This is a genomic window from Chloracidobacterium sp. N (genome assembly GCF_018304765.1).
GTDB lineage: Bacteria > Acidobacteriota > Blastocatellia > Chloracidobacteriales > Chloracidobacteriaceae > Chloracidobacterium > Chloracidobacterium aggregatum.
Map to the genome: position 1 here is coordinate 544,738 of NZ_CP072642.1, position 25,608 is coordinate 570,345.

24 protein-coding genes and 3 tRNA genes are annotated in these 25,608 nt (G+C 62.0%); 16 read left to right on the forward strand and 11 right to left on the reverse strand.

Features of this window, described 5'->3' with window-relative positions; genetic code table 11:
- Positions 1–99: 99 nt before the first annotated feature.
- The gene (locus J8C05_RS02310) at positions 100–429 is read left to right on the forward strand and encodes an Mpo1-like protein (protein ID WP_058866715.1); all 330 of its coding nucleotides are present in this window, start codon (positions 100–102) and stop codon (positions 427–429) included.
- A gap of 82 nt (positions 430–511) precedes the next feature.
- Positions 512–1,375, forward strand: a complete 864-nt coding sequence (locus J8C05_RS02315) for a DUF445 domain-containing protein (protein ID WP_058866714.1) — start codon at positions 512–514, stop codon at positions 1,373–1,375.
- A gap of 24 nt (positions 1,376–1,399) precedes the next feature.
- Here the strand turns inward: J8C05_RS02315 and cmk are convergent, their stop codons facing one another.
- Together cmk and J8C05_RS02325 are read right to left on the reverse strand one after the other, a co-directional pair.
- Positions 1,400–2,173, reverse strand: coding sequence for a (d)CMP kinase (cmk, locus tag J8C05_RS02320; RefSeq protein ID WP_211422606.1), 774 nt, complete (start codon positions 2,171–2,173; stop codon positions 1,400–1,402).
- A gap of 62 nt (positions 2,174–2,235) precedes the next feature.
- Positions 2,236–2,913 carry a CoA pyrophosphatase gene (locus J8C05_RS02325; protein WP_211422607.1) on the reverse strand — a complete coding sequence of 226 codons (678 nt, stop codon included), beginning with the start codon at positions 2,911–2,913 and terminating at the stop codon, positions 2,236–2,238.
- On the opposite strand from J8C05_RS02325, the gene J8C05_RS02330 reads away from it, so the two are divergent.
- Together J8C05_RS02330 and J8C05_RS02335 are read left to right on the forward strand one after the other, a co-directional pair.
- Positions 2,912–3,520, forward strand: a complete 609-nt coding sequence (locus J8C05_RS02330) for a hypothetical protein (protein WP_211422608.1) — start codon at positions 2,912–2,914, stop codon at positions 3,518–3,520. The genes J8C05_RS02325 and J8C05_RS02330 overlap by 2 nt on opposite strands.
- Before the next feature lie 155 nt (positions 3,521–3,675).
- The gene (locus tag J8C05_RS02335) at positions 3,676–4,275 is read left to right on the forward strand and encodes a superoxide dismutase (protein ID WP_211422609.1); all 600 of its coding nucleotides are present in this window, start codon (positions 3,676–3,678) and stop codon (positions 4,273–4,275) included.
- A gap of 102 nt (positions 4,276–4,377) precedes the next feature.
- Here the strand turns inward: J8C05_RS02335 and J8C05_RS02340 are convergent, their stop codons facing one another.
- Positions 4,378–5,262 carry a hypothetical protein gene (locus J8C05_RS02340; RefSeq protein WP_211422610.1) on the reverse strand — a complete coding sequence of 295 codons (885 nt, stop codon included), beginning with the start codon at positions 5,260–5,262 and terminating at the stop codon, positions 4,378–4,380.
- A gap of 246 nt (positions 5,263–5,508) precedes the next feature.
- On the opposite strand from J8C05_RS02340, the gene J8C05_RS02345 reads away from it, so the two are divergent.
- The gene (locus tag J8C05_RS02345) at positions 5,509–6,363 is read left to right on the forward strand and encodes a sterol desaturase family protein (RefSeq protein WP_211422611.1); all 855 of its coding nucleotides are present in this window, start codon (positions 5,509–5,511) and stop codon (positions 6,361–6,363) included.
- A gap of 142 nt (positions 6,364–6,505) precedes the next feature.
- Positions 6,506–6,772, forward strand: coding sequence for a hypothetical protein (locus J8C05_RS02350; RefSeq protein WP_211422612.1), 267 nt, complete (start codon positions 6,506–6,508; stop codon positions 6,770–6,772).
- Between the two features lie 127 nt (positions 6,773–6,899).
- Here the strand turns inward: J8C05_RS02350 and J8C05_RS02355 are convergent, their stop codons facing one another.
- The 4 genes from J8C05_RS02355 to J8C05_RS02370 all read right to left on the reverse strand — a co-directional run bounded on the left by J8C05_RS02355 (position 6,900) and on the right by J8C05_RS02370 (position 9,775).
- Positions 6,900–7,358: a hypothetical protein gene (locus J8C05_RS02355; protein ID WP_211422613.1), complete on the reverse strand. Its 459-nt coding sequence runs from the start codon at positions 7,356–7,358 to the stop codon at positions 6,900–6,902.
- 33 nt (positions 7,359–7,391) lie between these two features.
- Complete coding sequence (locus J8C05_RS02360; protein WP_211422614.1) at positions 7,392–8,114, reverse strand: RDD family protein; 723 nt, start codon at positions 8,112–8,114, stop codon at positions 7,392–7,394.
- A 246-nt stretch (positions 8,115–8,360) separates the two neighbouring features.
- Entirely contained in the window at positions 8,361–9,167 is an 807-nt protein-coding gene (locus J8C05_RS02365; RefSeq protein ID WP_211422615.1) for a hypothetical protein, read from the reverse strand.
- Between the two features lie 35 nt (positions 9,168–9,202).
- Positions 9,203–9,775, reverse strand: a complete 573-nt coding sequence (locus tag J8C05_RS02370; RefSeq protein ID WP_211422616.1) for a DJ-1 family glyoxalase III — start codon at positions 9,773–9,775, stop codon at positions 9,203–9,205.
- A gap of 122 nt (positions 9,776–9,897) precedes the next feature.
- On the opposite strand from J8C05_RS02370, the gene nth reads away from it, so the two are divergent.
- Positions 9,898–10,587: an endonuclease III gene (gene nth / locus J8C05_RS02375; protein WP_246840730.1), complete on the forward strand. Its 690-nt coding sequence runs from the start codon at positions 9,898–9,900 to the stop codon at positions 10,585–10,587.
- Positions 10,588–10,599: 12 nt separating this feature from the next.
- On the opposite strand, the gene J8C05_RS02380 is transcribed toward nth, so the two are convergent.
- The 3 genes from J8C05_RS02380 to J8C05_RS02390 are packed head-to-tail and all read right to left on the reverse strand — an operon-like array spanning position 10,600 to position 15,790.
- Positions 10,600–11,787, reverse strand: coding sequence for a hypothetical protein (locus J8C05_RS02380; protein WP_211422618.1), 1,188 nt, complete (start codon positions 11,785–11,787; stop codon positions 10,600–10,602).
- Positions 11,784–14,087, reverse strand: a complete 2,304-nt coding sequence (locus J8C05_RS02385; RefSeq protein WP_211422619.1) for an OPT family oligopeptide transporter — start codon at positions 14,085–14,087, stop codon at positions 11,784–11,786. The genes J8C05_RS02380 and J8C05_RS02385 overlap by 4 nt, the downstream gene beginning before the upstream one ends.
- Positions 14,088–14,119: 32 nt before the next feature.
- The gene (locus J8C05_RS02390) at positions 14,120–15,790 is read right to left on the reverse strand and encodes a M20/M25/M40 family metallo-hydrolase (protein ID WP_211422620.1); all 1,671 of its coding nucleotides are present in this window, start codon (positions 15,788–15,790) and stop codon (positions 14,120–14,122) included.
- 194 nt (positions 15,791–15,984) lie between these two features.
- Here J8C05_RS02390 and J8C05_RS02395 point away from each other — a divergent pair, with 194 nt between their 5' ends.
- The 8 genes from J8C05_RS02395 to J8C05_RS02430 all read left to right on the forward strand — a co-directional run bounded on the left by J8C05_RS02395 (position 15,985) and on the right by J8C05_RS02430 (position 25,010).
- The gene (locus J8C05_RS02395) at positions 15,985–17,922 is read left to right on the forward strand and encodes a protein kinase domain-containing protein (RefSeq protein ID WP_211422621.1); all 1,938 of its coding nucleotides are present in this window, start codon (positions 15,985–15,987) and stop codon (positions 17,920–17,922) included.
- A 195-nt stretch (positions 17,923–18,117) separates the two neighbouring features.
- Positions 18,118–19,530: a SpoVR family protein gene (locus tag J8C05_RS02400; protein ID WP_211422622.1), complete on the forward strand. Its 1,413-nt coding sequence runs from the start codon at positions 18,118–18,120 to the stop codon at positions 19,528–19,530.
- 78 nt (positions 19,531–19,608) lie between these two features.
- Positions 19,609–20,964 carry a phosphomethylpyrimidine synthase ThiC gene (gene thiC / locus J8C05_RS02405; RefSeq protein WP_459543832.1) on the forward strand — a complete coding sequence of 452 codons (1,356 nt, stop codon included), beginning with the start codon at positions 19,609–19,611 and terminating at the stop codon, positions 20,962–20,964.
- Between the two features lie 91 nt (positions 20,965–21,055).
- Positions 21,056–21,130 (forward strand) — tRNA-Val (locus J8C05_RS02410).
- A 52-nt stretch (positions 21,131–21,182) separates the two neighbouring features.
- Positions 21,183–21,259: transfer RNA gene (locus J8C05_RS02415), tRNA-Asp, on the forward strand.
- 120 nt (positions 21,260–21,379) lie between these two features.
- The gene (moaC, locus tag J8C05_RS02420; protein ID WP_211422623.1) at positions 21,380–21,904 is read left to right on the forward strand and encodes a cyclic pyranopterin monophosphate synthase MoaC; all 525 of its coding nucleotides are present in this window, start codon (positions 21,380–21,382) and stop codon (positions 21,902–21,904) included.
- 3 nt (positions 21,905–21,907) lie between these two features.
- A complete protein-coding gene (locus tag J8C05_RS02425; RefSeq protein WP_211422624.1) occupies positions 21,908–22,753 on the forward strand; it encodes a CheR family methyltransferase in 846 nt (281 codons plus the stop codon).
- Between the two features lie 88 nt (positions 22,754–22,841).
- Positions 22,842–25,010: a peptidylprolyl isomerase gene (locus J8C05_RS02430; protein WP_211422625.1), complete on the forward strand. Its 2,169-nt coding sequence runs from the start codon at positions 22,842–22,844 to the stop codon at positions 25,008–25,010.
- Positions 25,011–25,026: 16 nt separating this feature from the next.
- Here the strand turns inward: J8C05_RS02430 and J8C05_RS02435 are convergent.
- A tRNA-Thr gene (locus J8C05_RS02435) sits at positions 25,027–25,102 on the reverse strand.
- Between the two features lie 128 nt (positions 25,103–25,230).
- Here J8C05_RS02435 and J8C05_RS02440 point away from each other — a divergent pair.
- Positions 25,231–25,560: a hypothetical protein gene (locus J8C05_RS02440; RefSeq protein WP_211422626.1), complete on the forward strand. Its 330-nt coding sequence runs from the start codon at positions 25,231–25,233 to the stop codon at positions 25,558–25,560.
- Positions 25,561–25,608: the final 48 nt, after the last annotated feature.

Sequence of the window (25,608 nt, forward strand, 5' to 3'; positions counted from 1 at the left end):
GGCGGCGCGCACTGTGGTGTTGGCCGCCGGTTGCGTCATGGGCTGCCGCTCGGTTAAGGTTTTGGCCTGAACCATTTCCGGGCTGGAGGAAATTTCGCCATGGATGCGGCTTCCAAGGCGCTTGCCGAGGCGTCGCCTCGAACCTTCGAGGCGTTTTTCCCACACTATCTCGCCATGCACAGCCATCCCATGACGCGCATGTTCCACTTCATCGGGACGGTGTTGCAGGTGCCTATCCTGTTGGCCTGTGCCCTGACCGGCTGGTGGTGGGGGCTGCTGGCCATTCCGGTGGTGTCCTATGGTCTGGCCTGGTTTTCGCATTTCGTCTTTGAGCGAAACCGGCCGGCGACATGGACCAATCCGTGGTACTCCCTGCTTGGCGACTACAAAATGGTGGGGATGATGCTGCGGGGGCAGTTGTGGCGCTGACGCGCGTCATGGGCGAACCTGTTGCCGGGGTGCCGGCCGGACGCCGGTGATGCTCCCTTCCGGCTGAAGCGACGGGTGCACCATGGTGACTTCCGTTTGGGGAACGGCGCTGTTGCATCTGCTGATTGCCACCGGTCATGGCTTTCTTGGGGCGTGGCTGGCCGTACGGATGGTGTTTCGTCCCCGCCGGGCCTGGCGGCTGTTTGGCTGGCGGATACCGTTCACGCCCGGCATGATCCCGGCGGAACGCGCGGCCTTCCTCAAACGCTTTGCCAGTGTCATTGCCGAGCGCGTGCTGACGGTCGAAACCATTGCCGATGAAATCGTGGCGCTGGGGGTCGAGGGGGAAGTCGGCGCGGCATCCCTCCGGCACTATGCGGAACAGACTTCCAGCGAGGACTTCCTGCGTCATCTGGCCCAGCGCATCGTTGAGTTGCTGGCCGATGAACGCAATGCCGCCGGCATCGGACGCCGCCTGACGGATGGTTTTGCCAACGTCGTCATCGAGGAAGTCGGCCACACGTATGGCCTGGTCGGGCGTCTGATTGCCCACCGGCTCGTCGAACTGGGGATGCTCAAGCGCATCCTCACCCTGGCGCTCGAAGACATCGCGGTGCTGCTGAGTCAGAACGAGCCGGCGCGGACAACCATGGTGGAAACCATCACCACCGTGGGCGGCCATCTGTTTGCATCGGAGGCGGCCAACCTGCGCGTGACGGCTTCCGAAGTCACGCCAATCACTGAGTTTGTGCAGTCGCTCGGCCGCCGCCTCGACATCGAAACCCTGTTGCGGACCCAACTCGAACGCCTGACTGACCAGATGATCGAGGAACTCATCTACCGCGCGGCCGGCCGGGAGTTACGGATGATTGTCCGCTTTGGGGCGCTGGTCGGACTGGGGGTGGGGATTCTCCAGGCCGGGCTCTTTCTGCTGACGGAATCCTGAAAACGATACGGCCGGCGATGCAGGTTACTCCGGGGATGTGGAAGCGTCTGCGCTTTGGGAAGTCGCCGTCGGCCGGGTGCTGAGCCGTTCCTGAATGAACGCCAGCATCTTCTGGAGCACTTCCTCCGGCGAAAGCGACGATGTATCGAGCCAGATGGCATCGTCGGCGCGGCGCAGCGGGGCAATGGCCCGGTTGTAATCCCGGCGGTCACGTTCGAGCACATCCAGGCGGGTCTGTTCGCGGGTGCAGTCCACACCGCGCGCGCGCTGCTCGGCGTAGCGCCGTTCGGTGCGCGTTTCCACGCTGGCATCGAGAAAAAATTTCACGTCGGCATCGGGAAACACGTGGGTGCCGATGTCACGTCCGTCCATGACGACCGTCCCTTCAGCTCCCATGCGCCGCTGCTGGGCAACAAGCGCCGACCGGACGCCGGCGATGGCCGACACAATCGAGGCATAGCGGCTGACGACGGGCAGCCGGATGTCCTCCGAGACATCCTCGTTGTCGGCAAAAACCTGCAGGTGAAACGGATCGCCGGCCAGCGTAATCGCCGTGGTGCGGGCAATTTCGGACAACCGGTCTTCCTGTTCGGGGTTCAGGGGTTCGGGTGGGTCGCCGGGATGAATCACCCCCAGCCGGAAGCCCTTGAGGGCAACGGTGCGGTACATGGCACCGGTGTCAATGTAGAGCGCACCAAGCTGCGCCGCCAGAAGCTTCCCGATGGTGCTTTTGCCGGCGCCGGCCGGACCATCAATGGCAATGACGATGTGTTGGGCGGGTGGTACGACTTCCTTCATACGTGCCAGGGCCGATGTGCGCTGCCGCGCCGGTGACGCGGGCGGGTCTGGAGAGGCACCCTTCAGAACACGGCTTCTCCGGCCAGATCGGCAATGACCAGGGGATAGACGACCTCCAGAAACTGCTGGACGATATAGCCGGAGGCGCCCCAGATTGGGTCACGGTCGGCATGGTGGAAAAAATACACGTTTCGGAGGCGATGATTGACGATGAACTGCCGCACTTCACGGGCTTCCGTCCGCGCAATGACGGGCAGTGGAACTTCGATGAGGGATTCGGTTTCGCGGTCATCGAGGTGGAACTCGATGGGATAGGGAATGACGCCCACCACCGGAGTAATCCGAAAGCCGGTGTGGGTGGCAAAGGTTTCAAGCAGTCCAATAACCAACACCTGTTCTGCCGGCAGACCGATTTCTTCCTGGGCCTCGCGCAGCGCCGTCATCACCGGGGAGGTGTCCTGGGGGTCGCGCCGTCCGCCCGGAAAAGCCACTTCCCCACGGTGGCGGCGCAGGTGGGAGGCCCGCTTGGTCAACAGCAGGTGGGGGATGCCCTGCTTGAAAAACAATGGAACCAGCACCGCCGCCTGCACGTCATCACCGCCGGTTGGGTGGTAGCCGGCATCCCACGGTTGCAGCACTTGCGCCGCCTGCCGCGTAAACTCGATGCTGACCGTGTAACGTTGTAAGTCAGCCCCACCCTGGCTGCTGACGGACCAACCTGATTGGAGATGGATACCCATGCGGATGTTATACGTACTCGTGCTGCTTGGCCTTTGGTTCACCACAGCGGAGGGACAAACTCCGCGTCGCCGTGCCCTGCCGCCGTCCCCGGTTCCTGCGACGGCCACCCTTCCTGACCGGATGCCAGCCGAGCCGTCGGCCGGGGTGTCGGGCGCCTCAGACACCGAGCCACCCGATCCCATCGTGCGAGAACTCCAGGCCCTGGTCAAGGCAGTCGTGGCGCTCAGGGCGCAAACCAGGGTTCAGGCCGCCAATGTCCTGTTGGATACCCTGCTCAAACGCCAGACCACGCTCGAAGGCCAGATCGAAGCCATCCAGTCCGAATACGACCGGCTACGCACGGAGCGGGCGGCCAACCTCGCCCGGCTGCAGGACCTGGCGGCGGAAGTGTCGCGCATGGCCTATGTGTCCCAGGCGGATGCCGAAGCGCGGGTGCGGGCCGATGTGGCCAGTCGGGATGCCGCCTTTCAGACGCGCCTGACGAGTCTGGAGACCCGTTTCAACGAAAAGCGCGCCGAACTCGTGCAGGTCAATGCCGAAATCGAGCTGCTCAAGGGCCGCCTCCGGGGCTTCATTGACGAGCCGGCCGAGCCTGGCCAGCCCTGATGCTGCAACCGGTTTTCCGGCAGGAACCTGCCGGAAGGGATAGCCACCTGCCAGGTGGCTTCGATAAAGTCTGTGGCGTCAAAAAAACCTCTGTGCTGGCATTGCCGGTATATCCACCGAATGCGCCACTACCCTACTCAGGAGTCATGCAGCCTATGCCTTTCGACCTGCCAGAACTACCCTACGCCAAGGATGCCCTTGCACCGCATATTTCGGCGACGACGTTCGAGTTCCACCACGGCAAACACCACAAGGCCTATGTGGACAATATGAACAAACTCATTGAAGGCACACCCCATGCCGACAAATCACTGGAAGAGATCATCCAGGCTGCCCATACGGACGGCAACGCGGCCTTGTTCAACAATGCCGCCCAAGTCTGGAACCACACCTTTTTCTGGAATTCGATGAAGCCAAACGGCGGCGGCGCGCCGACGGGCGAGCTGGCCGACCGCATCAACCATGCTTTCGGGGGCCTCGATCAGTTCAAGGACGCCTTCAAGCAGGCCGGTGTGACGCAGTTTGGCAGTGGCTGGGCCTGGCTCGTTCTTGACCATGGCGACCTGAAAATCATCAAAACCGCTAACGCCGACCTGCCGCTCGTCCACGGGCAGACGGCGCTGCTGACCTGCGATGTCTGGGAACATGCCTACTATCTCGACTTTCAGAACCGCCGCCCGGATTTCCTCCAGGCGTATCTGGATTACCTGATCAACTGGGATTTTGCCGCTGCCAATCTGGCTCAGGCGGCCTGACGCCAGCCAGACTTTCGCCTCGTCCGTGTCAAAGGGCTGCCGGGAGACTCTCTCCCGGCAGCCCTTGATGGTTTCCCGGCTGTGTGTCTGGAAAGCGGCAGGTTAGTCGAGCACTTTCACATCGGTCTGGAAGCGCCGGTAGTTGGTGTAACGAATCTCCAGCCGGATATGGATGGACTGGTTTGGAAACTCCAGCGTGTCGTCGGCATAGACGTAGGTTGGAAACCAGAACCTGCCATCGATGTTTTCGCGGTAGCTCTCGAAGCGGGGGAACTTGTTGTTTCGGTCTTCGGGCAGCGTCCGCCCGGCTGTTTTGACCACCATGAGGTCCTGGGTGTCCACCCAGACGCGGCCGGTGAAAAACCGCTTCCCGCCCTGCTCGAATTTGGGAACGCGCTTGGGGCGTACGTCAAAAACATAGGTGTCGAGTTCGTCCAGCCGTTCACGTGTCACGTACTCGATGTGATAGAGCGGGGCATTTTCCCTGGTGATTGCAAAGGGCTTCGTTGTTCCGAAGTCTTCCAGGTCAGCCGGGGTGATTTGCAGTCCCTGCAGGGTCGAAGGTGGAAAGCGTTTGACCTCTTCGCGGCGCTGTCCGCTCTCGGTGAAGGAAACTTCGGAAAGCCGGTAAAACTCGCCCGTTGGGCGGTCGTCAAACCCAAGGGTTTGCATGCGCACTTCCTGGCGATAAATGTAGTTGGCGAACTCCCGCATCAGCAGGGATTCGTTTTCGGTGAAGCGTTCGATGACCTGGGCGATGTCGAGGGGGCTGCCCCGGCGTACGTTGGGAGGCGTGCTGCGACCGGCATTGGGGGAGGGGAACTCCTGCTCCGCTGAACCGGTCGGCGGCTGGGTCACGGTGCGTGGGCGGCCGCCGCTTTGTGCCGGGGTTGTGACAATCCCCAAACTGCCCCACCCAAGCAGGGCACCTGCCAGAAGTGTCGTGCATGGTTTGGAAAGCGTCCGATGAACACGGTGGGCTGTCATGTCTGTATCCTTTCAGAATCCTTATCATCAAAAGCGGTTGACACCGGCAAACGCCTGCCGACACCAGCCTGGGGCGGCGGGACTGGTGTCACGCCATAGCGACGACGCGCTGCGCCTTTTGGAGGCACGGCGGGCAGAGGTCGTTTCCTGGGTTCCGGGCGTGTATGCTGCTGATGATACGCCAACCCTGTGGATGCCGGTGCAGAACCGCGTCCGGGCCGTGTGCGCTGCGCCACCTGACCTGCCATGAAAAATCTTATTCTTTCGGCTATCCCGTTCTTTCTGCTGACCATCATCCTGGAAGCTGTCTGGGACAAAATCAAGGGAACGGGCTTCGTCACCTGGAAAGACAGCCTGACCAACATCGCAATTGGCACTGGAAGCCTGCTGGGAAAATTCATTCCCACCGCGGCAATTTACTGGTTCTGCTGGTACATTTCACCGTTCAGAATCGAACCCGCCTGGTGGTCATGGGCCGTGGTGCTGCTGCTCGATGACTTCTTCTACTACTGGTTTCATCGCATTAGTCACGAGAGCCGGTTCTTCTGGAACATGCACGTCGTCCACCACTCAAGCGATCACTACAACCTGAGTGTGGCCGTCCGCCAGAGCTGGTTTGGTGGCTTGGTGGCGTGGGTTTTTTACGTACCCATCGCCTTGCTCGGCTTTCCGCCGGAGATGGTGCTGACGGCGCATGCCATCAACCTGCTGTACCAGTATTGGATTCACACGCAATTCGTCGGGCGTCTGGGCTGGCTCGAATGGATTTTCAACTGTCCGACGCACCATCGCGTTCATCACGGCGTCAACGAGCCTTACCTGGACAGGAACTACGGTGGGATTCTCATCATCTGGGACCGGCTCTTTGGCACTTTTGCCGAGGAAACCGAGCCGGTACGCTATGGCATCATCAAGCCCCTGCGCAGCTACAACCCGCTGTGGGCCAACCTTCACGCATGGAAGGAAATGTTTGATGCGATGCGGACCCGCCCGACCTGGCGTGAGAAATGGCAGTGTGTCTGGGGCGCGCCGGCGATGAACCCACCCCAACCCCGGACCCCGGACTGGCAGCCGGAGACAAGGGCGACTGCACAGGTCTGACTTGCATCGCCACGGCAGGTTGGGGCAAGGTGTCGGGGCGCTGCCTGTCACGCTGTGCCATTGTATTTTCGTCCCTTCTGATGGTGCGGCGCACCCTGGAAGGTATCCCCGTGCGGGATGCCACCCCTGCGAGGTGGCAACGATGGCCTGCTTTCAAGACCCACAGAAACGCTTTTCGCCGGTTGAGGTGGTGGAACGCCTGCTCATTCTGTACCACTGCGGCGACACACCGCCGTCCCTTTACCTGGCCTCGGACTTCGATCTGGCGCTGTATCTCGACGGTCTGGGCTTTGATGCCTACAGCCGCGAGCGTCTCGTCGGGCAGCACCGGGCGATAGACTTCAATCGCTTTTCGATGAACGTCCTGCCGAGTGGTGATCGGGGACACAGCCACCTGACGGCGCACTGAATGGCCTCCCGTCCCTGGTCCTGAAACTGACCCGTGGGTGGTGTCCTCCATAACGCCTTTGCCCTCAATCAGGGACTCGTGTCAGAGAGATGCCAGGCTTCTGCCTGGGACGGGTTGAATGGCAGGGCTATGGTTTGGGTCTTGACAAAATAATCTCAACCCGGGTTCTGGAGTATTCGTCACTGGAAACCCGGACCTTGCACGATACCTTCCCTTTCTCGGCTGTTATGACTGTGCCGAGATTGTCCTTTTCAATGCTATAGGAGTATCCTCTCTGGTCGAATTGCTCCTTGTAATAAAGAACTGCTTCTTTAGGGCTGTCAGACGTTGCAAGCTCGAGAAAAGTCTCGCCTTTTTCTGTACCGGTAATCGTTGTCATGCAGTTGGGACAAAGAATCCATTCTTCGGCAAGAACGTCGGATATTGACTCTTCCCGAAGATGACCCGGAAGAAATATCCTGTATCCGTGTTTGTTTACCAATACCAGGGAAGGAACCAGCCCTGTTGCCAGAACACAGGCGAGGGTTATAAAGTAAGTCTTCCAGAATCTTTCTTCTCTATTGAGTTGAGGATTTCCGTGATACATAACTGTTTTCTCCGGTAGTGAAACTTAGGTAGATTAAGACGCTTTTTCGTAGACATTTGACCCTAGAATTATGTCATACACCTGTCTTCGTTCTGAATCAAAACGTAACCAGACGGACGCCAGTCCAAGAAGGCAGCAAACTCTTTTTAGAATACCTGCGTTGCAAAGGAAAAATCGCAGGCCCTCACGAAGTGCAGACTTTCCATAGCTCAGAAAAGCTTTGCTTTCCCTGTCGAGAACAACGGTCCCTACCAGGCGCTTGCCGACTGTGCCACCGTAAGCACTCGTCAAATAAACATTCAATCCAAAGTTGACGATTGTGCCGAGAGTCATGAGGATGTAGGGGGTTGCTGTGACAGCTTCCTCTGGTGCAATGCCCTCAAGGGTTGCTGCGCTTTCCTGTAAATACAGCAGCAAAAGGCCCGGTGCGGCAAAAAGGCTGTAAGAAAGATTATCTAAAAAGAATCCCATTCCTCTCTGGAAAAGTGTAGGAAGGGTGTACTGATTTGCTTGTTGGTAGGCATAAGGTTGGTGAAAGGATGGAGATAGAGATGTCTCCTGTTGCGATGGAGGCTTTTTTCTTTGTTCTTCAAAAGCCTCCCGGAGCATTGGTACTTCTCTGGCTATTCTCCAGCCCAGTCCCTGACGGAAAATCATGTCTTCGGGTAAGACCCTACCTTCAATAACCCACTGCTTCAGCTCATCAATGTTTGTTTCGTATTCATATCCCTGAATTTTGACCAGCCACTTGCTCATATTTTCCCCTCCGCATGTTTTATATCCCACAGACGCAGCGATTTGACTTCTTGACAGGCAATACGGAGGGCGCGTTACTGCGATGTGAAATCCGCTTGTAGCGATTGTGAAAGCGGAGCGGCAGTGCCAACTAACCGTGGGCAGGGGAATCCCAGGGGCCACAGGCTGAACCACGGAGTGCGCCGCAAGTCTTATGCAGAGAAGGCAGATTGGCTTGTAATAGCAGACAGTGAAAGAAGGACGGGCCTACGTCCGCTGACGCGCAAGCATGGCGGCAGGCGCGGTGGTGTCGCCATCAGACAGCTCGCGGTCAAGGGCTTCGAGGCACTGGCGGGCGGCCGCCCGGTGCTGCGGTTTGCCCTGGGTGGTGTAGCGCACGAGGCTGTCGTACAGCGCATCGAGCTGGTCATCCGAAACCTGGTCCTCTGAAGCCACTGACAGGCTCGCCGCCATCAGGTCGGCAATGCGCCGCTGTTCTTCGGAAGGGAAATGGCTGAGACATTCCAGAAAGCCATCGAGGTCAGAGGTGATGAGGTCGGCGTAGAACATCCCCAACAGTTCCGCCGATTCCCCGACGCACCGCCGCGCGGCCCCCAACAGGGGCTGCCGCAGCGTCGTGTCGCCGCGATGGCAGAGCGAAATGACGTACTCAATCGCATCGTCGTCTTCGGTCGGATCGGCCAACCGTGCCTCAAACGCCTGCAACACCAGCGCACGGTTGTGCGCGTAGTCCTCATCCAGCGCCGCCAGCAGGTAGGCGACAGCTACCGCCCGCCTGCCGGTGGCGCGCTGTTGTTCCGCCAGAAGCGCCTGCCGAACCGCTGCCCGGTCGTAGTATTCCAGTTCCTCTGCATCCGCGTAGTCATCCGCCAGAAGTTCACTCAGCAACGGGTCGGTGACGGCTTCCTTGGCGGCAACGGTGTCAGGTGTCAGGTGTGGTGCCTGTGGAAACCTTGTGTGCGACCGCGACACGAGCCAGACCGATACGCCGGCAGCGAGCGCGAGGCTGCCGAGCAAGGCGCCAACCGTGAGACGTTTAGGCAAGTCACGCATAACCGATTTGGGACGGAAAAACGCAGACGGCGGAATCAAACTCCAGATGTGGACGGCGACACGAGCATTGCCTGGGAAAGCCGCTGCGCTGTGGCTGCATCCACCAAGTGCGCCACCAGTTCAAGGGCAAACTCAAAGGCCGTGCCGGGACTGCGACTCGTCACCGTCCGGCCGTCCACGACGACCCGCTGCTCAACATACTCGCCGCCGGCCGCCTGCAACGGTTCGCGTACGCTGGGATGCGACGTGAAACGCTTGCCGCGCAGGACACCAAAGGCCGCCAATGCCAGCGGTGCCGCACAAATGGCCGCTACCCAGCCATCCTGCTCCGCCGTGCGCTGGACAAGCCGCGCCACCCGCGCATCATCCCGCAGGTTGGTCGCGCCCGGCAATCCGCCGGGAAGCACGACAGCGTCGAAGTGGTCTTCGGCCACGGCATCCAGGGTCGTCTCGGCCACCAGAGGAATGTCATGCGAGCCGGTGACGGTCGGATGGTCCGTCAGGGAAGCCGTCACCACGGTGATCCCGGCCCGGCGCAGGACATCCACGACGATGACCGCTTCCATTTCCTCAAAGCCTACCGCGAGGGGAACCAGAACTTTCGGCATACGCTGCGAGCTTGGGCGTGAGTGTTGAGGTCGTGAATGATTCTCAGGCGTTGTTGGAGAGCGTTATGCTGGCTGCAAAGCCTGCCCATCGTCAAGCCGTTTTCAGTAAATCGCTGCGCCGTATGAAACCACCACAGTCAAACTCTTCATCTGCCAACGCGGACAATCATGATCTGGCGGCCCAGCGCCGCCGGATGCAGACAGTCATCCGGCGTTTGCGCCGCGCCTATCCCGATGCCCACTGCTCGCTCAACTACCGCACGCCGCTGGAACTGCTCGTTGCCACGATTCTTTCTGCGCAGTGCACCGATGAGCGGGTCAACCTCGTGACCAGGGAACTGTTCCAGAAATACCGTACGGCGGCTGACTATGCCCGGGCCGACCTGGAAACCCTGCAGGAAGACATTCGCTCAACCGGCTTTTACCGTAACAAAGCCAAGGCATTGCAGGGCATGGGGCAGCGGCTCGTCGCGCACTTCGGCGGGGAAGTGCCGCGTACCATGGAAGACCTGCTGACGCTGCCCGGTGTGGCCCGCAAGACGGCGAATGTCGTTTTGGGCAATGCCTTCGGGCAGGCGCCGGGCGTGGTGGTGGATACGCATGTCACCCGCCTGGCAAAGCGCCTGGGGTTTTCCGCCGCGCCGACGCCCGAAAAAATTGAGCGCGATCTGATGGCCATTGTGCCGCGCCAGCACTACGTCATGCTGCCGCACTGGTTCATCTTTCACGGGCGCGCCGTCTGCCGCGCGCGGAATCCGCAGTGTCAGTCCTGTATCCTGGCCGATCTTTGTCCCTCAGCCGGACAGGTCTGAACTGTTCGGCCCTTATCGCTGCTCCCGTTGCCGCTGCCGCCAGTACACGAGTCCGCCGCCAAGGATGAGCAGCAGCGCCTCGCCGGGGATGATGACCGGCTGCTCCTGAACGATGACATTGGCCGGCGGGCGAATCGTAGCTTGCGTCGTGGCCGGAACGATGACCGGGTTGGTCTGAAACACCCGCTGGTCGCGCTCGGTGTGAAAATACGTCGTCAGGAAAGTGTCTTCCGCCGGCTGAAATTCCGGTTGGGTGGGCGCGAGGACCCGCTTGGCCCAGTCGGCTGCCGGAACACGGTCGGCAAAGGGGACGGCCGCCGGCTCAAACAGCAGCGTGCCGTCGGCGCGGACTTCCGTCCGCTCTCTGGTCACGATGAACACCTTGAAATTGCGATATTTCGGGGCGTCTTCGAGCGCCGGCAAGGGCGGCGGGCAGATGAGCGGGACAACCGGCTGCTCGGTCGTAAAGGACACGACGAAGGGTTGAATCGAGGCCTGCTCGTCATATCCAAGGGAGATGTCCGGGACATCCGTCCGGGCCGTAACGACGACCCACGTGGCTTTCTGGTCGAGGTGCGGCCTGGCCCAGTTCAGAAAGGTCTCCGACAGCGGAAGCGGTTTTTCCGGCGTGGGCGGTTTGGTCGGATCGAAGGGAAGTTCCTCGGGGTTGCGCGCCACGGCCTTCTGGAGCGCTTTGGTCAGCTCTTCTTTCGTGGCGCGGGGCAGGGTCTCAATCCCGGCTTCGACGACACGCCGCGCCACCACGACCTGCCCCGGTTGCGGTTTGGGCAGTTCGCCGGGTTTGATGACGGGTTTGGGTTTGAACCACTCCCACAGCCAGAAAGCCAGCTTCCAGCGCCGGCGCGTCTCGATGACGGTCGGGGCCAGATATTCACTCAGGCGGAGAAAAATCTGTGGCCCGGCCGCCGCCAACTGAACCTCACCCGGAAATGGCATTGCCCAGGCAAAGGCTTCTCCGCGAAAGCGGATCGCCGGCTCGAACACGACCGTTTCGCGCTTGGCGGCCGCATCGTAGTAGATGAGCAGCCGGTCTTCCGCATAATTGAACGGTGCGTTGTCGCGGGTCACGATGCCGGCCGCCGCTACGGGCCCGGAAGCGATGCTGGCCCCAAGCCAGAGGCATCCCAACCCGATGGCGACACCGGCTACAGCCCGCCAAATAGGCAAACGAGTGTTCATGATTTCGTTCCAACCGGAGACGAACGCGCAATCCGGTAAAGACCAATGCCCAGCAGCAGGAACACGGTGATGGCCCAGGCATCGGCGAAGGCACCGTGTTCAAGCGCCGGGAAGTGTTCCGCTACGTTGAGCGTGGTCAGAAATCCGCTGGCGACAACCGTCAGGGCGGCCAGCAGCAGACCCCCAATCGAACCACCGGCAATCAGTCCCGAACTCAGCAGGACGCCACTCCCGGCTTCGGCTTCGGCCTCGGAAGCCGCGCCGCCCGTCTGACGGTCAACCAGCCAGCGGATGAAGCCGCCGACGAAAATTGCCGCCGAGGTCGAAAACGGCAGGTACAGCCCGACCGCAAACGGCAATGCCGCCACACCGCACAACTCCATGGTGATGGAGATGAACACGCCCAGCAGCACCAGCCCCCACGGAAGTTTCTGGGTCAGGATGCCGTCAATGATGAGCTTCATGAGGCTGGCTTTGGGGGCTGAGTAGGGCAGGTCGCGCCGGTCGAGCCGGTAGTGGGCCTGCCCCTGATCGTCCACGAGATATTCCACGGTGACTTCCGGCGATGTGGCCACCTGCACGACACGGTAGGTCTGGTCATCGAGGCCGCGCAGGGTCCGGCCGGTGTCTGTGCCCTGTATGGACCCGGTCGTTTCAATGAGCTGTCTGGTTTCAATCCCGCCCACGCCCGGATCAATGACGAACCGAATCTGTCCGGCGTCGTTGATGAGGTAGCGTCCGGGAAGCAGTCCCGCCGCCGGTTCGGTCACGTTGTGAATGCGGTAGGTTTTTCCGGCAAGCGTTACCGTACGGTTTTCCGTGGCCGCAGCCGTGTAGCCCGGCGCTTCCTTGGGGAAGTAAATCGTGTTCGAGTCGTTCAGAAACGAAAGCACCCAGCCGATGGCCAGCGCTGAGGTGGTCACACCGATGACCAGTCCGATTTGCTGCTGCCGTGGCGTGGCCCCGACCAGAAAGCCCGTTTTCAAATCCTGCGAGGTCGCACCGCCGATAGCCGCCGCAATGCACACCACCGCGCCGACCGAGAGCGCGACCACCCGCGCTTCAATCCCGACTTTCCCAATCGCCAGAAAAATGAGGCAGGTCAGCAGGATGGTGGCGACGGTCATGCCGGAAATCGGATTGGAGGAAGAGCCGATTTCGCCCGTAATCCGGGACGACACGGTGACGAAGAAGAAGCCAAAGGCAATGATCATCGCTGCTGCCAGCAGGCTGAACCCAAGCTCGGCCGCCGTGAAGTAAATGACGGCGCTGAGAATAATCCACAGCAGCCCGGCGCCGCCCAGGACGAGGTTCATCGGCAGGTCGTTTTCGGTTCGTGCCACGGCTGTCGCCGCCGCCGCCTTGAAGCCCCCCACCCCAGCGCGAAAGGCGGACAGGATCATCGGCAGGGAGCGTGCCAGGCTGATGATGCCACCCGTAGCGACCGCGCCGGCGCCAATGTAGAGCACGAAGTTGGTACGCACATCGCTGGGCGACATATCCCGGATGAGCTTTGCCGCCGGGAACAGCGGTTCACTGAGGCCGCTGCCGAAAAAGACAATCGTCGGGATGAGCACCAGATACGACAACGCGCCGCCGGCCAGCATAATCCCGGCCACACGCGGCCCGATGATGTAGCCGACACCCATCAGCTCCGGCGACACTTCGGCGCTGAGCGTCGCGCCGGGCAGCGCCTTGCCAAGGGCTTTTTCAGGGTACTCTTTCCACAGGTGCAGCCCGGACATCAGAAATTTGTACAGCAGCGCCAGCCCGAAGCCCCCAAAGACAAGCTTGGCCTGGCTGCCGCCCTTTTCGCCGACGATGAGCACTTCGGCGCAGGCCGTGCCTTCGGGATAGGTCAGCTTGCCGTGTTCCCTGACGATGAGCGCCCGCCGGAGGGGAATCATCAGCAGGACGCCCAGCCAGCCGCCAGTCAGCGCCGTCAGGGTCGTGCGCGACAGATCGAGCGCATAGCCCATCAGCAACAGCGCCGGCACAGTAAAGACGACGCCCGCCGCGACCGACTCGCCGGCCGAGCCAATCGTCTGCGTCATGTTGTTTTCGAGAATGGAACTTTTGCCCAGCGCCCGGAAAATCGTGATGGAAAGGACGGCAATCGGAATCGAGGCCGATACCGTCAGACCGACCTTGAGCGCCAGATAAACGGAAGACGCCCCGAAGACGATCCCCAGAATGACGCCAACGAGGACGCTGCGCAGGGTAAATTCCGGCAGGACAGTTTCGCTGTCCACGAAGGGCTGGAAGTGCGTCGCCGCCGGTGACTCAACTTGGGTGGACATGGGTGAGTTTGGCTCCAGTTTGGGCGGATGTTTCAGGTCTTCCTGCGTTGGAAGGCCTCACCGGGAAGCCAGTCGGGCATGGCCGGGTCATCGGCAACGGTGGCCACGATGAGCAGGGCGAACTGCGCATGCTGGGCCGCCCCCCGAAAGTCCCAGTCTTCCTGAATGGTGTCCGTGGGTTGGTGGTAGTCGCGGCGCACGTAGGTGTCAAACCGCTGTTTGCCCCAGCCTTCCGGTTTGCCTTCGACTTCGACCCCAAAGTTGAGCGACAGACACGGCACACCGGCCTTGGCAAAGCAGAAGTGATCCGAGCGGAAAAACGAGCCGTTTTGGGGGAACGGGTCCGGCTTCATCACCAGCCCTTCCAGTTTGGCCAGCGCGTCAATGGTTTTGCCAAGCGTCGAACGCTCCGCCCCCAGCGGGACGAAATCGCGGGTGCGCCCAAAGACATTGACTTCGTCGAGGTTGATGTTGGCCGCCGTTTTTTCGAGAGGAATGAGGGGATGTTCGCAGTAATACTGCGCCCCCAGCAAACCTTGTTCTTCGGCCGTGACCGACAGAAACAGCACTGATCGGCGCGGACGCCAGTCCGATTTTCCCAACGCCTCGGCCATTGCCAGCAGGGCCGCCACGCCCGAAGCATTGTCCAGCGCGCCACGGTAAATCAGCCGTTGCCCGGAAGCCGGGTCTTCCTTGACGCCAAAGTGGTCGTAGTGCGCCGTGACGACAACACATTCATCGCGCAACTTCTCGTCACGCCCCGGCAGCCACCCGACGACATTCGGTGACTCAAGTGTGGACACTTCACTTTTCAGGTGCAGCGAAAGGGTCGTGTCGAGCGGCACCGGGCGGAAGTCCCGCCGTTCGGCCTGCTCGATGAGTGTGGCCAGCCGCTTGCCGCCGAGCCGGGCAATCCGTACAGCCGCGTCATCGGTAATCCACGACTTCAGGGCCACGACCGGCGGGGAGTTGGCATCCCGGACGAGTTCCGACCGCGTGCCGGTGTTGGAGCTTTGGACCACCTGCCACGGGTAGGTGGCGCTCTCAGTCGTGTGAATGAGCAGCACGCCACGCGCACCCTGGCGGGCGGCTTCCTCGTACTTGTACGTCCAGCGCCCGTAATAGGTCAGCGTCCGCCCCTGAAAAATGGACGGGTTGTGCAGTCCCGGATCGTTGACCAGCAGCATGACGATCTTGCCGCGCACGTCCACGTCCTTGTAGTCGTTCCAGTCATATTCCGGCGCGACGATGCCATAGCCGGCAAAGACAACCGGAACATCATCGAACCGGACTTCGGGCAGGCACTCGCCGGATTGCGCCGTGAACTCCGTCCCATACGTCAGTTCGACGGTTGCCCCGGACGCGGCGCGAAAGGTCATCGTGGTTGGGATGGCGCGCAGGTTGACAATGGGCACGTTCTGGAAATACGAGCCGCCAAGCGGCTCCAGCCCGGAGGTCTGGAACTGGGCGGCAATGTATTTCGCGGTGAGAAGTCCGCCGCGCGTGCCGGGGGCGCGGCCTTCAAACAGGTCATCGGAAAGCAGTTCGGTGTGGGCGCGCAAGGTGGCCGGTTGAATCCGGGCCACGATGGCGCGGACTTCGGCCGGGACAGTGACCGTTTCCGTTGCCCTGACCGGCATCCCAATCTGGATGACCAGCCACAGCAGCCACCAGCCCGCAACGCCCATGCGCAGCGTTTTCATCAGGTCTGTCCTCGTGGAAACCAAAAGGTTGCCGATATTTGACGAACATCAACGGTAGCGGCATTCTCATGCCAACGCCGGCGGAATTTCAACGGCAAAAACACGCTCTGCCAGACTCATCCCGCTGAAAAAACACATGATGCCTGGACGGTTGCTTTCACGGACGGTTGGTTCACAAGGTTTGGGGGGGCAGCATGCCGCCGGGTGACACGCTGGGGCCATACACTCTTGTCCGCCTGCTCGGACGTGGCGCTTTCGGGCAGGTCTGGCTGGCGGAACGGCGTACGGCGCTGGCCGTGACGCGCGTGGCCCTCAAAATCCCACTGGCGGACGATGTGGACCTCGATGCCATCCGCAAGGAGGCGTCCATCTGGGCCCAGGCCAGCGGCCATCCCAACGTGCTGCCCATCATTGAGGCCGACATTTACGACGGCCAGGTGGTCATCGTCAGCGAGTACGCCCCGGACGGTTCGCTGGTGGACTGGCTGGCGCGGAAAGGTGGCGTGGTGAGCCTGCCGGAAGCCGCCAAAATGGTGGATGGGATTCTCGCCGGGCTGGAGCACCTGCATGCGCGCCAGATCGTTCACCGCGACCTGAAGCCGGCCAATGTGCTGCTGCAAGGGGAAACGCCCCGGCTGGCGGACTTTGGCATTGCGCGGGTGGTGCGTGCCACCTCCCACACGGGACACATTGCCGGCACACCGGCTTACATGCCGCCGGAGGCCTTCGACGGCGTACGTACCGAGCAGGGCGATCTGTGGGCCGCCGGCGTGGTTTTCCAGCAGCTCATCACCGGTGGGTTGCCCTTTCCACAACCCGACCTCACTTCCCTGATGGCGGCCATCCTCACCCGCGAGCCGGCGCCGCTTCCGGCGGACTTTCCGCCTGCTGTGCGGTCATTTCTGGCGACGGCGCTGTGCAAGGACCCGGCGCGCCGTTTTGCCACAGCCACGGCGATGCGGCGGGCGTTGGCGCAGGCCGTTGCGGCGTCAGCCCCGGTCGGGGCCTGGGGGGCGTCCCCGGCGACAGCGCCGGCGCGTCCGGCCACCGACAGCCGGGCAGCCGCTGTCACCGTACCGGCGGCATCCGTTCCGGCGCCGGTTTCGACGCCGGCCGGGGCTGCTCCGTCTGCAATCCCGGCCACCCCGACCGCCGATACGCTGCCGCTGCCGCCGGACCGCGCTGCCGGCCTCGGCCCGGCAGCTTCCGCTGCCCTGGGCAGCCACAACAAAAACCGTCTGGACAGCGAGACCCCCGGCACAGAGAGCCGGGGCAACCAGGGCCGGGAAAGCCAGGGCCGGGAAAGCCAGGGCCGGGAAAGCCAGGGTTGGTGGTGGATTGCGGCTGGTGTTGCCGTAACCCTGCTGCTGGGGGCGACGTTGTTTCTGGCCCTGCTGGTCTATTTTCAGGGCCAGGCTTTCCGCTCCCAGGCACAGCCGGCTCCTGTGCCGCCGGTTGTGGAACCGGTGCCCTCTCCGCCAGCTCCCACGGCGTCAGATACCCCGGCTGAACCTGCTGCCGAGCCACCCGCGCCGCCGACCTCCCTCGAACCGGGTTCGGAAGGGTTTTACGTCATTGCCTTCTCGGCCAAAACGGCCGAGGCTGCCGAAGCCAGAAAACAGTCCTATCTCAAGGCCGGCTTGCAGCCCTTTGTCGTCAAAACGGACGACTGGACGAACTTCGAGCCGGGCTTTTACATCGTGGCGCTGGGGATTTACCCCACGGAAGCTGAGGCAAAGGCTGTCGCGTCACTGGCAAAGGAAAAGGGAATCAGTGCCTATACCAAAGCCTCCGGCCCGCCCCGCCAGCCCGAAGCTGCCGGCCCGGACGCCCCGAACCCGGATGACGTACCGGGGGATTTCCCGGAGGCTTCCCTTCGCGATCTCACCGATGACGACCTGCGCGACCTGACCGCAGAAGAGCTGCGGCTGATGCGCAACGAGATACTGGCGCGGCATGGCTATCGTTTTTCCGACCCGGAGTTGGCGGCACACTTTGGCGCGCAGCCGTGGTACCATCCGACCGACGGTAATGCCGAAGACAAGCTGACCGCCGTGGAGCGCCGCAACATCGCGCGGATTCGGCAGGCCGAAAAACAAGCCAGAGCCGCCGAACGCACCCCCAAAGATTGAGGCTCCTGAAGGTTCAGGGCTTTGAGTCCGGCGTGATCGCCCCCAGGCAGGGAGATCACCCGACCGCCTATTGAGACTGATCAGGCAACGGGCTATCGTCAACCATCTCACCTGCGATGTGGCCGTTGCTCCAACCGGCCACAAACTGTCGCGCTGCTGCCCGGCGCCGACTGCTACCGAGCGAGGTATCTGTCCGTGGACAAAGAACTGGCTGCCCTGGAAGAAGCTCTCGAACGCATCTGGGAAATCGCCCGTGGGTTTGGTCTCGACCCGTTTCCGGTCAACTTCGAGATCGTACCGGCAACGGTCATGTACGAGATTGGCTCGTATGCGCTGCCGGGCCGTTTCTCCCACTGGACGTTCGGCAAGGCTTACCACCGGATGAAGACGATGTATGACTTCGGGCTGTCGCGCATCTATGAAGTCGTCATCAACACGAACCCGGCCTATGGCTTCCTGCTCGAAACCAACTCACCCCTCCAGAACAAGCTCGTGATGGCGCACGTGCTGGGGCACGTCGATTTCTTCAAGCACAACGCCTACTTTGCCCATACCAACCGGCGGATGGTGGATGAAGTCAACCTGCATGCGGCGCGTATCGAGGAATATGAGTTCAAATACGGCCGCAAGACCGTCGAGGCGTTTCTGGATGCCGTGCTCTCCATCGAGGAGCACATAGACCCCAACTTTCTCATTCGCAAGGAACGCGACCTGCCCCCGCCGCCGGAGAAAAAAGCCACCAGCGGCCGGGAAAACCCCTTCGAGGACATCCTGCGGCTGGGCGAGAAGCCGGCTGGCGAGACGGCACCGCCGCCGAAGCGCAAGCCGGGCGAGCCGGTCTATCCCGAAAAAGACCTCGTCTGGTTCATCGCCAACTATTCTCCTGCACTCGAAGACTGGCAGCGCGACGTGATGATGATGATTCACGACGAAATGCTCTATTTCGTGCCGCAGATGCAGACAAAAATCATGAATGAAGGCTGGGCGAGCTACTGGCATGCCCGCATCATGCGTGAACTGTGCGAGGGCACGGATGATTTCGTCGAGTTTGCCGAACTCCATGCTTCGGTCGTCTCGCCACACAAGGGACAGCTCAATCCCTACTATCTGGGCTACAAAATCTTTGAAGACATCGAGCGCCGCTGGGACAACCCGACGGCTGAGGAACGGGAAGCCTACGGCCGTCCCGGCGGGCAGGGGCGCGAAAAAATCTTCGAGGTGCGCGAGGTGGATAACGACGTGTCCTTCCTGCGCAACTACCTGACGGAAGAGCTGGTTGAAGAACTGGACCTCTATGTCTATGAACTCGTGGATGACGAGGAGTGGACGATTACGGAAAAACGCTGGGAGCGCGTCCGCGATCAGTTGGTGGCGAATATGACCAACTTCGGCTTCCCGTACATCGAGGTCACGGAGGGCGATTACAACCGGAACCGGGAGTTGTACCTGACCCACCGGTTTGACGGCGCGGAACTCGACCTGAAATACGCGCGCAAGGTGCTGGAGTACGTGTACGCCCTGTGGGGGCGGCCGGTGCACCTTGAAACCCGCGCGGACAATGAGCCGCTGGTCCTGCACTATGACGGAGGCAGCCACGACGAAGACTAGCGCCGCACGGTCTTGTGCCGGATGCGCCTCATCCACCACACTTCGGTCCCTGACTGAAATCCATTGGAGGACACCACCGTGCGCGGTGAATACCAGACACTTCGTATGCTGGCCTGTGCCGGCAAGATTACCGAGGAGATGATGGCCGTCGCCGAAGACGAGCGGCTTGACCCGGAGTTCATCCGGCAAGGGCTGGCCGACGGCACCATCGTCATCCCCAAAAACATTCGTCACCAATTTCGCCCAATCGGCATTGGCAAGGGACTCCGTACGAAAGTCAATGCCAACATTGGCGCGTCGGGCTATCACCAACTGCTCGAAGAGGAAATCACCAAGCTGCACACGGCCGTGCAGTACGGGGCCGACAGCGTCATGGACCTTTCGACCGGCACGGATTTGGACCTGATTCGTGAGACGCTTATCCGGGAAAGCCCGCTCATGCTGGGCACGGTGCCCATTTATCAGGTGGCTTCGGAAGGTTCGATCCTGAAGATGGACCCGGAAGAACTGTTTGCCGTCATTGAGAAACAGGCGCAGCAGGGCGTGGACTACATGACCGTCCACTGCGGCGTGACGAAGGAAACAGTCCGAAAACTGCGCCAGCACCAGCGCATCGAGGGAATCGTCAGCCGGGGTGGGGCGCTCCTGGCGGCCTACATCGAAGCCACCGGTAATGAAAATCCGCTCTACGAGCAGTTTGACCGCCTGTGCGACATCTTTGCCCGTTACGACGTGACCTTTTCACTGGGCGACGGCCTGCGTCCGGGCGCGACCGGTGATGCCAGCGACCGGGGGCAGTTGGCGGAGTTGCTGGTTTTGGGCGAACTCGTGACGCGCGCCCGTGAGAAGGGCTGCCAAGTGATGGTGGAAGGCCCGGGCCACGTGCCGCTCGACCAGATTGTGGCCAATGTGCAGCTTCAGAAGCGCGTCTGTGACGGAGCGCCGTTTTATGTGCTGGGGCCGCTGACCTGCGATGTCGCGCCCGGCTACGACCACATCACGGGCGCCATCGGCGGTGCGATTGCCGCCGCCGCCGGCACGGACATGCTGTGCTACGTCACGCCGGCCGAGCACCTGCGGCTGCCCGACCGGCAGGATGTCATTGAAGGTGTGATCGCAACGCGCATTGCCGCCCACTCCGGGGATTTGGTGAAGGGCGTCAAAGGGGCCAAAGCCTGGAACGACCAGATGTCCCGCTACCGCAAGCAGCTCGACTGGGACGGCATGTTCCGGTTGGCGATGGACCCCGAAAAGGCGCGGCGCTACAAGGAAGAATCCGAAGCCGCCAACGCCAAGGTCTGCTCGATGTGTGGCAGCCTCTGCTCCATCAACATTGACAACGCGGCCATTGAGAAGTTTTCCGGGCAGAAGCCGGATACCTCAGAGAAGTTTCTGACCCCGCGCCCGGCAGCCGCCGTGGCCGGCGGGGACTGAATGGGTGCCGGGCCGGGCAAAACGCACAGAGGCTTGACAGCCAGCGCCATTCCGCCTAGTCTGGCGGTTCTCCGACGCGGGGAGCGGTCACGGGCGGTTAGCTCAGTGGTAGAGCATCGGTCTTACAAACCGGGGGTCACTGGTTCGAGCCCAGTACCGCCCACCACGTCGCAGCGCGGACAGGCGCGGTGGGACGTGAGCGGGGGAGAATGATTTGCGGAGTTGTAGCTCAGTTGGTTAGAGCGCCGGCCTGTCACGTCGGAGGTCGCGGGTTCGAGCCCCGTCAGCTCCGCCACACATTTCAAGGGAACAAAGCCGTGCTTCGTCGTTGCTGAAGGACGGCTTTTCCTTTTGGCCAGAACCCTTTGAACCGCCCCTGCAAAGCGGCCTCGTCGCCGGTCAGCCTGTCAAGCCCATGCCGTTCAGCCACATTGACGAAACCGGACGCCTCACGATGGTGGATGTCGGAGAAAAGCCAATCACCGACCGGACGGCGACGGCTTCGGGCGTGGTGTTGATGCGGCCGGAAACCCTGGCGGCCATTCGCGCCCGGACAACACCCAAGGGCGATCCGCTCGAAACCGCCCGTCTGGCGGGCATCATGGCGGCCAAGCAAACCGACCGGCTGATTCCCCTGTGCCATACGCTGCCGCTGGCCTATGTCAACGTCGAACTGACGCTGGCGGCGGACCACATCCTCATCACCGCGACGGCCCGGGCGCGGGCCAGCACGGGCGTCGAGATGGAGGCCCTGACCGCCGTCAGTGTGGCGGCGCTCACCCTATTTGACATGTGCAAGGCCATTGACCGTACGATGCGGATTACGGACATTCAGGTACGGTCAAAAACGGGCGGCGCGTCGGACTGGCTGGCGTCGGGGACGCCGACTTCGGACGCGCCACCATCACCGGACATGACTCCCTCCGGGGCGGGAACCTAAGCGATGCCGGTCAAGAAGCGAAATCTGGCCAATCCCCACCTGCCGCAGCTCGAAAAGGCGCTGGCCCAGGTTTACGGCTGGGCCCCGAATGAGACCCTGCGCGCGGCGTTGCAGGCGGTGGTGACAGACAAGGCGCGCCGGCTGCTCTTTGACGAGATGACCTACTGCCGCGTGGCCGCGCAGTCGCCCGGCGAACTTCATTCGGTTGCGGAGGAAATTGCGCTGGGTGAAACCAGTTTCTTCCGCGAGCCGGAGCAGTTTCGGGCACTGTGGCGCATGGTCCTGCCCGAACTCATTGAGAAGCGCGCCGGCACGAAGCGCCTGCGGTTGTGGAGCGCCGGCTGCTCGACGGGCGAGGAGCCGTTCTCGCTGGCGATGATTCTGGAAGACCTGCTTGGAGAAGCACCCGACTGGCGCATCGAAATCCTGGCCGTGGACCTGCGCAGCAAAGCCCTGCTGCATGCCAGCCAGGGGCGTTACCATCCACTCCAGTTGCGCAATCTCGACCCGGCGCTACGCGACCGGTTTTTCCACGGCAGCCAGGCCCCGGATGCACCACCGGGCGAGCTTGACCGCCGGTTGCGCCGCAACATCCGCCTGCGCCATGCCAACCTGTACGACCCGCACCTGTGGCAACACCTGCCGGGGCCGTTCGATGTCATCGTGTGCAGCAATGTGTTGACGCACATGCACTACACGGCCGTACAGCAGACGACGGCCCGCATCCAGCAGGCGCTGGCTCCGGGCGGCTATCTGCTGGTCGGGAGTGTCGAGGTCGGATTGGTCAACCAGGCGCGGCTGCGTTCTTCACAGGCGTTGCCACGTGGCTTTTTCCACCGTCCGGAGTGAAAAAACGGACGGTTGTGGCTGGCCGGGCCGTGCAGTGCGCAACCCGGTTGCGCTACAACGTCCGGCTATGATGAACCGTCGCCATTTTTTGTCTCTGTGTTGTCTGACGGCCGGCTGGTGTTCCACGGCGTGGGGGCAGCGGCGTTCAGGTCCGCCGCCGGTTCTGGGGCGCGCCAACTCAGCCCAGCAGGCCTTTGCACGGCTGCTTCAACTTGAAGATGAGCGGTACTACCACGCCGAGGAGTTCGTGGATTTCCTTGGTTCCGCCAACGCCCGCGTACGGCGGCGCGCCTGCCTGGCGCTTGGCCGCATTGGCGATCCCCGGTCATACACCCTGCTGCTGGAACGGCTCTACGATGACGGCAACGCGCGGGTGCGCGCCATGGCCGCCTTTGCGCTGGGCGAACTGGAAACGACCGAGCCACTGGAAGACCTGCGCCGGGTGCTGTTGCGGGAAACGGAGATGCTGCCGGTGCGGGCGCGCTGCGTAGAAGCTCTGGGCAAAATCGCCGCCGCCAATGCCAGAACCCTCGATGCCGACACACTTCAGGGGCTGTTGGCCGCCGTGCTGAAGTCCCTGCCGCAGCCTGCCGAAGACATCCCGCCCGGCAGCGAACGTGAGCTGTTCACCACATTGAGCCTGACCGCCGTGATGCGGATGCGCCATGCGGCAAGCCTGCCGCCGCTGCTCAGGTGGCTGGCGTCGCCAAATGCTGCCGTTCGTTTCCACGCGGCCAACGCCCTGGCGCGGTTGAGCGATCTGCCGGAGGCGGAAAGAACCCTGACCCGCGAACGCGAGAAGCTCGTGGCGTACTTCCGGGATGAAGAGCAGGTGGTTGTGCAGGTGGCTCTGGCGCGGGTGCTGGGCGCCATGGGGGACGGAGAAGCCACGGCAGCCCTGCTCCACCGCCTGGCTTCCGAAGAAGTTGCCGTACGGATTGCCGTCATCCGGGCTTTGTCAAACGCGCGCCAGCCGGAGGAAGTCATCCCGCTATTGCTGGACCGGCTGCGTGCCGGGCTGTCCCGCTATGCCAAAGTGGAAGCCGATGAGCGCCCGACCTGGGATGGTCTGCCGGAGCTTCTGACGCTGGCTGAGGCCCTGGGGCGCCTGAAAGCTGTGGAAGCGCAACCGTGGTTGGAACAACTGCGGATGCTGCCGACGGGCAGGCTGGGGGCCAACCCGGAAGTCGAAATTGCCCTGGCGCGGCTGGGCACGGCGGCCTTTCTGGGGGCTGACCCTGAAAAGCCGCTGCTTCCGCCGGACGACGACTGGCGGGCGCAGGCGCATTACTTTGCCGGTCTGGCCGCACTGCCGCCGGAAGAGCCGCGCCGCCGCCGCGTGGTCGAGGATTTTCTGGCGCGAACCGGCCTTGATGCCCGTGCGCGCACGGCGCTGCTGGCGGCCGTGCCGAAAACGCCGGCGTGGGCCACCGTCTGGGAGCAGGAACTGCGTCACCCGGACGTCATGGTGCGGGCGGCCGCCGCCGCCGCGTTGGAAGTGCTGCCGCCGACCGACCAGGGGCGAAAGGCGCTCATTGCCGCCCTGACTACGGCGCGGGAGGACACGCAAAACGATGCCCGGCTGGCCATCCTCAAGGCCTTGGCAGCCGACCCGCATCCCGACACAGAAGCTGCCTTTGATCTGGCCCTGCGTGACCCGGACTGGCTGGTACGCAGGCAGGCCGGTGAAATACTCCGGCGGCGGCTTCCGTCCACCCTGAGCGAGGAAGAGCGCGCGCAGGCAGGCGAGACGCTCGACAGCCGGATTGGGATTTGCCGCACAAACCGTCCGGCAGCCTTTTATGGCCGGCTGGTGCGGCAGTATGCGCGGCATCCGCGCGCCGTCATCACCACGACCAAAGGCGAACTGACCCTGGAATTGTTTTCCGAGGATGCGCCTCTGACGGTTGAGAACTTCATCGCCCTGGCCGAACGTGGTTTCTTCGACGACCTGACCTTTCACCGGGTCGTTCCCAACTTTGTCGTCCAGGGCGGCGATCCACGCGGCGACAGCGACGGCGGGCCCGGCTACCAGATTCGCTGCGAAATCAACGAACGGCCCTACCTGCGGGGCAGTGTCGGCATGGCGCTTTCCGGCAAGGATACAGGCGGAAGCCAGTGGTTCATCTGCCACCTGCCGCAGCCACACCTGGACGGCGGCTACACCTGTTTCGGGCAGGTCGTCGAAGGCTGGGAGACCCTGGACCGGCTGGTGCGCCAGGACCGCATTCTAAGCATTCGTCTGGTGAGGGATTAGCTGGCAGGATGAGGAATGGAGCCGACTGCCGGACTTGAACCGGCGACCTACTGATTACGAATCAGTCGCTCTACCGACTGAGCTAAGTCGGCTCAAGGGCCTGCGGTAGGGCGAAATAGTACCACGCCTGTCAAGATGCCGGGGAAAGTGAGGTTGGCGCGTTCGCGTTGTCCTCATCCCGCCCGGTGGTTAGACTGGACAGACCAACTGGGAAGGCAGGGTGCGCCGTATGGAAACAAAGCCCACCATTGAAATCGTCCTGAGAACGATGACTGAGCAGACGGCTTTACTTCAGGAACTGGTGACGGAAGTCACAAAGAACCTGCTGCCGGAAGTTGTGGCTGTAAAGGCAGCGCAGCAGAGATTGCTGACAGAAGCCCTCACGCTGAAGTCTGAACAGTCAGCGATGAAAGCCATGCTGCAGGAAATAGACACGCGCACCCGCCGGATCGATCACCGCATCACAGTTCTTGCCCAGGACATGCTCGACCTGCGTGCCACCATGCAGCGGATTGATGCCGATCTGCTTTCCCTGAAAGCCGTCGGATAGCACGTGTGCTGTTGCCAGCAGAAGACAAGTACCGTTCAGAAGCTGGAA